At 62.8% G+C, this 9611-nt stretch carries 10 protein-coding genes; 3 read left to right on the plus strand and 7 right to left on the minus strand.

What is annotated here, in order from left to right:
- Positions 1–100: 100 nt before the first annotated feature.
- Complete coding sequence (locus BW737_RS14295) at positions 101–1588, minus strand: FAD-dependent oxidoreductase (protein WP_086615519.1); 1488 nt, start codon at positions 1586–1588, stop codon at positions 101–103.
- Positions 1589–2080: 492 nt separating this feature from the next.
- On the opposite strand from BW737_RS14295, the gene BW737_RS20115 reads away from it, so the two are divergent.
- The 3 genes from BW737_RS20115 to BW737_RS14310 all read left to right on the plus strand — a co-directional run bounded on the left by BW737_RS20115 (position 2081) and on the right by BW737_RS14310 (position 5566).
- Positions 2081–2527, plus strand: a complete 447-nt coding sequence (locus BW737_RS20115) for a DUF3801 domain-containing protein (protein ID WP_476723628.1) — start codon at positions 2081–2083, stop codon at positions 2525–2527.
- Between the two features lie 646 nt (positions 2528–3173).
- Positions 3174–5141: a VirD4-like conjugal transfer protein, CD1115 family gene (locus tag BW737_RS14305; protein ID WP_086615521.1), complete on the plus strand. Its 1968-nt coding sequence runs from the start codon at positions 3174–3176 to the stop codon at positions 5139–5141.
- A gap of 149 nt (positions 5142–5290) precedes the next feature.
- The gene (locus BW737_RS14310; protein ID WP_086615522.1) at positions 5291–5566 is read left to right on the plus strand and encodes a hypothetical protein; all 276 of its coding nucleotides are present in this window, start codon (positions 5291–5293) and stop codon (positions 5564–5566) included.
- Positions 5567–5583: 17 nt separating this feature from the next.
- On the opposite strand, the gene BW737_RS20120 is transcribed toward BW737_RS14310, so the two are convergent.
- From BW737_RS20120 to BW737_RS14340, 6 genes are all read right to left on the minus strand, one after another.
- The gene (locus BW737_RS20120) at positions 5584–6618 is read right to left on the minus strand and encodes a polymorphic toxin type 15 domain-containing protein (RefSeq protein ID WP_180272239.1); all 1035 of its coding nucleotides are present in this window, start codon (positions 6616–6618) and stop codon (positions 5584–5586) included.
- Positions 6615–6854 (minus strand): T6SS immunity protein Tdi1 domain-containing protein, encoded by a 240-nt coding sequence (locus BW737_RS14320; protein ID WP_180272240.1) that lies wholly within the window; start codon positions 6852–6854, stop codon positions 6615–6617. The genes BW737_RS20120 and BW737_RS14320 overlap by 4 nt, the downstream gene beginning before the upstream one ends.
- The gene (locus tag BW737_RS14325) at positions 6755–7501 is read right to left on the minus strand and encodes a GAD-like domain-containing protein (protein ID WP_086615525.1); all 747 of its coding nucleotides are present in this window, start codon (positions 7499–7501) and stop codon (positions 6755–6757) included. Before BW737_RS14325 ends, BW737_RS14320 begins: the two co-directional genes overlap by 100 nt.
- A 118-nt stretch (positions 7502–7619) precedes the next feature.
- Positions 7620–7955 carry a hypothetical protein gene (locus tag BW737_RS14330; protein ID WP_086615526.1) on the minus strand — a complete coding sequence of 112 codons (336 nt, stop codon included), beginning with the start codon at positions 7953–7955 and terminating at the stop codon, positions 7620–7622.
- A 198-nt stretch (positions 7956–8153) separates the two neighbouring features.
- On the minus strand, positions 8154–9320 hold the full coding sequence (locus BW737_RS14335; protein WP_086615527.1) for a DEAD/DEAH box helicase family protein: 1167 nt from the start codon (positions 9318–9320) through the stop codon (positions 8154–8156).
- On the minus strand, positions 9317–9611 hold a 295-nt coding region (locus BW737_RS14340; protein WP_218961932.1), incomplete at its 5' end, for a hypothetical protein. The genes BW737_RS14335 and BW737_RS14340, both read right to left, overlap by 4 nt.

Below are 9611 nucleotides of genomic sequence, written 5' to 3' on the forward strand. Positions count from 1 at the left end.
ATACTCGTGGTCCTTGACCTCGGTGGGGACGCCGATGCGCATGGTGATGCCTTTCGCCGGTTGAGCCGTAGGCGCCACAGCCTACCGCCCCACCCGCTGGTCAGTCCCGCAGCCGGTGGGCGACGCGGTCGGGTACCCGGTCGGCGTCGGGCTGGCCGATGAGGTCATCGGGAGCCTCGGCGCCACGGGAGATGGCGGTCATGGCGCCCCGGGCAACGACCTTGACGCGTTCGCGCGGTTTGGACTTCCCACCGGTGACGGTCACCTCGCCGTACTCCTCGCCCAGGTGGCGCTCATAGGCGTCCAACAGCTCCCAGCCCTCCCAGGTGGTGTAGGGCACGCCGCGGGTCTCGAGCAGGGCGAGCAGGGCGTCGTGGCCGACCTGGGACTCATCCTCGGTGGTGGCGTGCAGCAGGCCGGCGTTGGCGTCGGCGACCAGATTGGTGATCGTCTCCTGGGCGTCGGACTTGGTGGAGCCGATCAGGCCGACCGGGCCGCGGCGGATCCAACCGGTGGCGTAGATGCCGGTCAGCGGTTCGCCGTCGGCGCCGAGGACCCGCCCGCCGGCGTTGGGGATCACGTGCCGGTCGGCGTCGAAGGGCAGGCCCGCAATCGGGCTGCCGGCGTAGCCGACCGCCCGGTAGACGGCCTGGACCGGCCAGTCGCGAAACTCGCCCGTGCCGGAGACGGTGCCGTCGCCGTTGAGCCGAGTGCGTTCGGTGCGCAGGGCGCACACATGCCCGGCGTCATCAGTCAGGATGGCGGACGGGGCCTGGAACAGGTGGATGTGGATCGTGCGGGAGGCGGTCAGGTCCTCGGGCTCCTGCATGGCGTAATTCTCCAGGGCCTTGACCACCTGCCTCTGCTGGTTCGAGGCGGCCAGGGCCGCGCGGGAGCCCTCGTCGTACTCGAAGTCCTCCTCGTCGACGGTGACGTCCACGTCGGGCTGCTTGCCCAGCTCGCGCAGTTCCAGGGGGGTGAACTTCACCTGAGCGGGGCCGCGGCGGCCGAAGACGTGCACGTCGGTGACCGGCGACTGCTTCAGGATCTCGGCCACATTCGCCGGGATCTCCGTGGTCATCAGGTCCTCGACGTGCTTGGCGAGGATGCGGGAAATGTCCAGGGCCACATTGCCGACGCCGATGACGGCGACCTCCTTGGCCTCCAGGGGCCAGGTGCGCGGATGGTCGGGGTGGCCGTCGTACCAGGAGACGAAGTCGGCGCCGCCGTAGGACTCCGGGGCGTCGATGCCGGGGATGTCCAGGGGGGCGTCCGTGTCGGCGCCGGTGGAGAAGATCAGGGCGTCGTAGTGCTCGTGCAGCTCGTCCACGCTGATGTCGCGACCGACCTCCACATTCCCGATCAGGCGGATGTCGCCGCGCTGGAGGATCTTGTACAGGGCCACGATGATCTGTTTGATGCGCGGGTGGTCGGGGGCCACGCCGTAGCGCACCAGCCCGTAGGGTGCGGGCAGGCGCTCGAACAGGTCGATGTTCACGTCCAGGCCCGACTTCGACAGGATGTCCGAGGCGTAGATGCCGGCGGGGCCTGCTCCGATGACGGCGACATTGAGGGGGCGTGCGTTCACTGCTCTTCGTTTCTGGCGACTACGGGTGGGAGCCTTGGCTCACACCGGGTGGTGCGGCGCTCAGGCCGGCCCAAGTGTATGCGGGTATCCGCTGGCCGCGGTGTGGCGTGCGTCCCGCCCACCTATCCAGGCTCCGCCGTCCCCTCTCGCCAAGATCGGCCGAAGCGCGGCTCCGGATGTACCGTCATCTTGAACAACACAGTAAGCAAACACTTGAGATACTGTCAAGATCACTCTGTGATCAGCTAGGCTGGGCCCCAACGATCTCAACCACATGAACCACCTGACCCCGGCGTTACGCGCCCACGAGAAAAGAAAGGAGTCGCGATGACGCTCGCAGACGAGCAGGGAGAAGCCGTCATTAAAGTATCGGTCAGTGCGACTGAGCGGGCTATAGACGTCTTGGCCTCGATACCTCAGCTGACGGCACAGGCATTGGCGGACGTCACCCGCGTCTCCCGGACAGGGTTTGGTTACGCCGCCTCTAAGTCCATGCATGCCGCCGAGATGACTTTACGAGCACCTATGGGCTCCGCCCGACCAGCAAGCGGAGCCGCTGAAATAACTCCGCAGATGCTGCGCTCACTCAAGGCAGACATGCGGCGGATCGGTGTTGACTTCTTGACGAGCACCGGCGCGAACGGCCAAACCAACCTCAAGTTCACCGGGCGAGACGCCGGATCCGTCGACCGAGCCATGCGGCGCTTGGCGTCCCGTCTAAACAAACTCCTGGGTCACCGCATATCGGGGCGCTCAGCCTTGAGGAACAATTTCAACGAGGGTAGTACTCGCACACGACCGCACTCACCGAACACCTCAAGACGGATCTCCAAGCACGACACACTCGCACGCATCGCCAGCAGGCAGAAACAACTTTCCTCAACGGCACGAGCACAGCAACATACTCCCAAGCACACCCGTTCTCACGGAGCGCGTTGATGTTCAGGCCGACCAGTCCCCCGTTATTTCTCGACACGCACCTGGCCCCATCAGGCGGTATTAGAACGGCCCGCTCCATCCGATGCGGCGTCGGGATCGTCGATCCCCACTTTGGCATAGGAGCCTCTCCCTGTGCCGAATAGAGTCATAGCCTTGACACGGTCCCGGGACGACGAGCTGACTACCGCAGCTACAGCACCTTTTGCGAGGCTGGCGGACGTGGCTTTGATCGACGTCGAACGCAGCGACGCCTCGTTTCTAGTCTCACGGCTGGGGATCAAGCAGTTACCCGCCTGGATCTATCCGTTGGGTGACGGCATGATAATAGTGGTGGGCACCCCGGAGCCGCTGATCCAGCACTTGCGTGAATCCATAAGACTTCAGGATCGAATGACATCCCCTCCCCCAGGCGCCCCTGACACTGAGATCACCCAAATCCGAGACAGTATTTCCATCATGATCATTAACTCCTATATGAAATGGCTAGAGACGCGGCGGCTCACTGAGCGTGCACGCGCCTCACGAGCAGAGGTTCTAGAGAGGATAGAGGGGCTCACGGACCAGCTCTACCCCGCCACCCAAGTAAGTCGACTAACTCGGAGACTCCACATGCCCAAGCAGAGAACCCTGCACAGGAGCGAATTCAATGACTAGACTGCGATTCCTGTTCATCACCGTCGTCGCTGGGCTCGGATGGTGGCTCGGAGACAAGATATCCTGGCAAATACGTACAGACGCGTCTGCCGGCATGGATCTCAGCCACATCATGGACAGGATGTGGCTAGACCTGATCCACGATCCGTTACACCTGTCGTCCCACCGCACAGATGTGCTGGCGGGACTTGGATTCGTCGTCTTCTTGGGCCTGGCATGGGCGTACCGACATGGAGCGCGTCGGGCGACGCGCAGTGGCGAAGAGCAGGGTTCTGCGCGTTGGGCCCGTCCCGGCGAGATCAGGAGATACGTCGGCGATCGAGGCAATGATCTGCTCTTTACTCGAACCGAGTCGCTCAGTCTCGATTCGCGCAAGACCCAGCGCAATTTGAACGCGCTGGTGATCGGCTCATCGGGGTCGGGCAAGTCCAGGTACTTCGTCATGCCGAACCTCTATCAGGCCAACACCAGCTACGTAGTAACGGATCCCAAGGGCGAGGTGCTTGCAGCTACCGGTGACGAGCTCGCGCGCAGGGGGTACGAGATTCGCTGCCTCAACCTCGTGGACTTCGGCCGCAGTGACACCTTCAACCCACTCGCCTACTTCAATCCCGAGCAGGCCGAGGTCGACTGCGCCATCCTCACAGAGAATTTCATCACCAATACCTCTGGCCAGAGGCCGGGAAGTACAGGCGCCAATGCCGACTTCTGGGAGAGAGCCGAGCGCGCACTACTGAATGCGCTGATCAGCTACGTTTATTTCACCAAGGGACCGCAAGGCACTTTGCTCGATGTAGTCGACTTGCTTTCAGCCATGAGTGCCTCCGAGGAGGACGAAACCGCCGTCAGCGAAATCGATGCCCTGTTCGCATCCACTCATGCACAGATAGCCGAGTACGATGCGGAGCCCGACGCATTCACCCCGGAAGCGGCCGCCATGCTTGAAGGGCTGCGCTTCTCTTGTTCCCAATACAACGTTTACACGCAAGGTGCGGGCGAGACAAAGAAGAGCATCATCATCTCACTCGGTGTACGTATGGCGCCGTTACACATGGCATCAGTTCGCAGGCTGCTTGCAGCCAACTCCATCGAGGCCGATCGAGTCGGCAGCAGACCTACCGCTTTGTTCCTTGTGGTTCCTGACACCCATCAGGCCTTCAGTTTTCTCGCATCGATATTCTATGAGACCTTCTTCGAGCGCAACATCTATCTTGCCGATCACAACGGCGGACGCCTTGACGTTCCCATCCAGTGCTTCATGGACGAGTTCGCGAACATCGGCAAGATGCCCTCGTTCGAGCGTAAGATTGCCGTCATGCGTTCTCGCGGCATCAGCACGTCGGTTATTCTTCAGAATTACTCGCAGGGCAAGGCCCTATACAGAGATGACTGGGAGACGATCGTGGGCAACTGCGACTCGTTGCTTTTTCTTGGCGGCAACGAGCAGTCAACAACGGAGTTCATCTCCAAGAGGCTCGGCAAGGAGACTGTCAACAGCGAGGACACCTCAGAGCAGCGCGGCACACATGGATCGTGGTCACGTTCTCTGCGTTCGACCGGACGAGAGTTACTCACACCCGATGAAGTGGCACGCCTACCCGGAGACGAGTGCATTTACATATTGAGGGGTCTGCCTCCCTTCCACTCGCGCAAGCTGCCCGCGCCCGCTACCGGAGCCTTCTCATATATTCCCCGTGTTGCAGTACCGGCCACCGGACCGGCAGCGGCCGAGAGCCCTGCTCCTCCCGTAAGCGAAGACGTCCCTGACGCAATCCTTGACACAGTTGGCGATGTGAACCCTTGGCTCGCGGCGGATCCGATACCAGCGTCCGATACGAGCGTCTCTTCTTCAGATCGTGACGGCAGGGTGGCAATCACGGTTGTCTGGCCCGATGGCAACGTGGAGGACGACGAAATTCGGCTGTCTGACTTCTTTGATGAAGACACGCCGTCGGAGTGATGCCAGCCGACCCGCCGTATTGTGCCCCTTAGGGTGTTATTCAGGGGGCCGGATGTCCTGTCCGGGCGGGGCGTGATCCTGAGCCGTCACCTGCCCTGCGTGCGCAGGCAGGTCGAAGTGACAGCGATGCTGCTACGCCAGCCCAGGCCTTGGCCACCGACCTGATCGGAGTATCCCAACCCACCATCTACCGCATCTACCTGCGCATCCGACCGCTGCCGCCCCAGGTACTGGACGGTATCAGTCTGGATGCGACCATCGAACAGGGCCACCTGCCGTTGATCGACGGCACCTACATCCCTGCTGGCAACCGGCCCGCCACCGCCAAGGCCACCGAACGGCAAGCACTACTCAACCGTCTGAATAAACTACCCGACATCGTCATCCTGCCCAACAGGGCTGAACTCTACCGAACCGGACGATAACCCCATGAACAACACCATCAGTGTGTACGTTTGTGCCGGCGGCTCCGGTCCTGCGCGTTAACTTGAGGTGTGGAGTCTCCGCGCTTGCTCGTCCTGCCATTGATATCGCGGACCACATCCTCCACAGTCTTCTGACCTCTCACCCGCCCGCCGAATGCGGGCAATCGCTGCGACGCCACGAACTTGGCGCCAGCATCCCTGTAACTGGGCGGTCCAATTCCAAGCCTCACGCGGATGTCCTCCGCGACGGTAACGGGTCGCTTCGGAGGCGGACGCGGCGTGACGGGAGTCGATCCCGCGCGAACCGACACACCCTGTTGACGATCCTTCCGCGGAGGCGCCGCTTCCCGGGCCGGAGATGGTTGGCGGGCTAGCAGTCGCTTGATATTGCGGCGCCGGTTGGTCAGCACCACCTGGAACCCCAAGGGCAAGTGGCCCCGGCCTTCTGCGACCTGTCGGTGGGCGGCGGCATCGATGACTGCCGCATTGGTGAGGTTCTGGGCCCCCAGTGAGGAATTCACCCTGGCGTCCCCCGGGATTGGTGTGCCGACCGGGTCCCGAGACGGCTCAAGGTTACCGCCCAGGACCTGGTCGGGGTTGTGCAAGATAGCCACCTGACGCAGAGCCTTACCCGCCCAACCACTAGCCCGGCCGGGAGACATCCTCAAGCGTTTGATCCCGTAATCTATAAGCTTCTTTCGGAGGTCGTTTCGCGCTAATCGGGTGGCGCTGTCTCCTTGGCGGCCCCGCTGTCGGAACAGGTCGCGCGCCTTGAGGTAGTCCTGGGCGGGTATCTGTGCCAGGACCCGGTACTGGCCGTCGAGCTGGAACTCGAACTCCGCACCCTGGGTCTGCAGGCTGGAGCTGCGACCGTTGTGGTACACGGTGCGCACCAAGATCCGGCCATCACCGGCCGGTACGGATGGGTACTGCCTGGCCACCGCACCAGCATCCTCAGCCCCCAGCACATGCCGGAAACCATGCACCTCCGGCAAAGACGCGGGAGCATCCCTTGCAGCGTCTCCGCCGCCCGCAGGGTCTGCAGCGGTCACGGCCCGCCCCTGTGCTCGTTGTCCGGCTGCTCGAGCGGGAAAGCACCAGGGTCGGCACCGATGATAGTGGCGACCTGAGCCCAGTTGGCACCCACGGGGTCGGCGATGGTGATCTCGCCCTGCTGGGCCTGCAGAGTCAGGTAGGTGCGCGCGTCCATAACGCGCAGGTTATCCACACTGATGGCCCCACCCAGCACCGGCGGCAGCACGAACCCGTACACCTGGTCGGCGCCCACCGGCCCCAACCGCTCCAGGGCCTGCGGCGGCAACGGCATGCAATCCTCATCCTCAGGACCCTCAAGAGTGAAATACGCTGGCTGATGAATATGGCACGCCCAGCCTGCTGGCGGACGTCGGGGTCGCTGAAGGACCGTATGGAGAGTTGGTCGATGACAAGGCGCGTATGAGTGGGGTCGATATCCAGGCTGTGTCCGGTGTGCTCTCCCCACAGGTACATCTCGCCCATAGCGTTGCGGGCCAAGCAGTAGAAGGTGTCGGTAAACGGCAGCCGATCCCTGACCGGTTCGAGCCACTCGCCGACTATGGGCGCCCACTGGAGGGGGTCTGTGATCCAGAACAGGCCCTTGCCGAAGCCCTCGAACCCGAAACGCCGCCACACGCGCAAAACCGAGCGCGGCAGAATGTGCGCGAACCGGTGGAAGTACTCCTCCGGCACCGCCCGCCCCACACCCATCGGCGCGAGACCCGCACCCTCCACCGCACCAATCAAATCGCGGTCGATGATCTTGTCAGTCAGCGCATCCTGCTCAACCGGATCAACAGGCTCCGGCTCCGGCGTGAAGTCCCACAAACCGGCCACACCGGCATCATGTGGTTCAAAAGAACCACCACCACTGGCGGGCGCATCGTCATCGTCACTCATGACTCCTCCAACCAGGCCATCAAACCTCAACCAAGGCACACACACCCCGATCCAGCACCCACCCTACCGTTACCAACCCGACACTACCAGCGCTCTCAACAAACCCATCCCACGGCACTCACGCATAGACCTCGCGCGTCGAGCAGATACGCCAACGGACAACGAGGCCAACACGCGCGAGCCCGACTCGGCTCTCGAGGGCACGGTAGCTGTCACCATTGTTTGGCCGGATGGGCACGTTGAGGATCGAGAGATTCAACTTCCCCACGATGTTGATGACGAGGGACTCGGGACGTTGTGATTGTGTGATGCGCCGGCAACTACGGAAGACAGTTGGTTGGGATACGCCTACGATCAGGCCTGCGGCCAGGGACCAGGACTTGTTCCGCGCAGTAGCGATCAGCACCACTTTGACCTGTCCGCGCACGCGGAGCAGGTGACGGTCCGGGCGCATCCCGGGTCCGCGAGGAGTTCTTGCATCCGTCTGGTCATTTCATCAATGTTGGCCTGGCGCAGGCCGGTGGTCGGCTCACCGCATCAATCGCCTCCGCGGGAGAATCGAGTATCAGCTCCGCAGTGCTTCCAACCCGACGATCCAGTTACGACACAGCCACAACCTGCCCCGTGAATAACACCTGGTAACACCACACCATCAACGGCCGATGCCGTGGCCGTGTCGAAGTGGTTTGGGGTGACGTGGTGCCTGTTGGGCGCGAGCGTTGATGTTGCGCAGTACATCCTGACGCGTGAGCGGCGTTCTCGGAGTATGGGCGGTGGTTGGACTGGATGTCTTATTGACGCCCGGGACCCCGGTGTCGGCCGGAGTGTCCGCGCGCACGGCGCGGGACACGGAGTAGGAGGTCACCTTGCCATCATGACCGATGTGATCAATAAGAACGGGACCACGCTCAGCACGATGAGTGACCAACAGATCCGCGGCAGTCAAAGTAGTGCTGGAGGCCGCCAGGCGGTGGGTCGCCCGAGCGTTCTCGATACACCGACAGGTCTTACTGCCGTCGGAGCCGACAGTAAAAGTATCGGTCACAGCCCTGGGCGGGGTATAGCGAGCAGTGGGATCACCCTGGGAGCGCGGTCCCGTCCACCGGTCCCGGGCACCCTTGAGGCACATGTGTTCGGGGGCGTCCACCGCCACAACAGTCACTCGCGCGTAGCGCACAGCCTCGAGCTCACGGACCAGGCGGGGGCCCTGGCCGACGGTGGGGGACTCCATCCATTGCAGGGTGCCCTCGATCTTTACATCAAACCGCTCAGCGAGCAGGTCACCGCGGACGAGGTCGGCGGTGTCGGTGGACAGACGATGGACCAGGGTGGCCAACTCGCCACGAACCACGGGACGACCATCAGCCAAATGACCGGGCGCCTGACTGGCGATCAATCCATCCCAGTGAGCGCGAGCCTGAGCCAGCAAACTGGGGTCCACGTCCAGACCGTCCACGGGGTTCCCCAGCAGCAACTGTTTGATGTCATCAGCGTCAATGGTGGTGTAACCGGACTCGTCCACACCCAGCTCAGCCGAGTGCTGCGGCCCCAGAACCTTCCGGACGGTGGCAACCGCCTGAGACTTACCCGCCCCCGGAGACCCCGCCATAATAATCGCCCGACCCTCACGCGAGCCGTGCTCCCCCGCCCAGGCCAGGTATGCGTCAGAGATGGCCTCCTGCAACCGGTGCCAAAAAGAACCCTCCGCGGGTTTACGGGGCAAGGTGTGGTAGGCCTCCAGGCGATCGATGACCTTCTGGAGCTGGGCTGCGGTGGCATCCAGGACATCCTCCTTACCCCCTGCGGTCGGGGATGTCACTGGGGCTGCCTCCCCTTCTCCCAAGGCATGGGGTCATCGGGCGGCTTGGGCATCGGATCGGTGATCGCCCGCAACTCCGCGTACTCCTCGTCTCTCAGGTATCCCTTCATGTTGAGGCGGTACACGTCGTCCCAGGAGCCGCGCTCATAGCCGTCGTAGCCACGGATACGACCAAAGGTGTAGGGCCAACTACGCAGCCGCTCCATCATCTCCTGACTACTGATCTGCCCCAAAAAACGCCGGTAGATCAACTCCTCCGGACTCTCAGGACGCACCGGCTCACCCTGTTCG

The sequence above is a fragment of the Actinomyces ruminis genome, from assembly GCF_002154335.2.
In the GTDB taxonomy this organism is placed as follows: Bacteria; Actinomycetota; Actinomycetes; order Actinomycetales; family Actinomycetaceae; genus Actinomyces; species Actinomyces ruminis.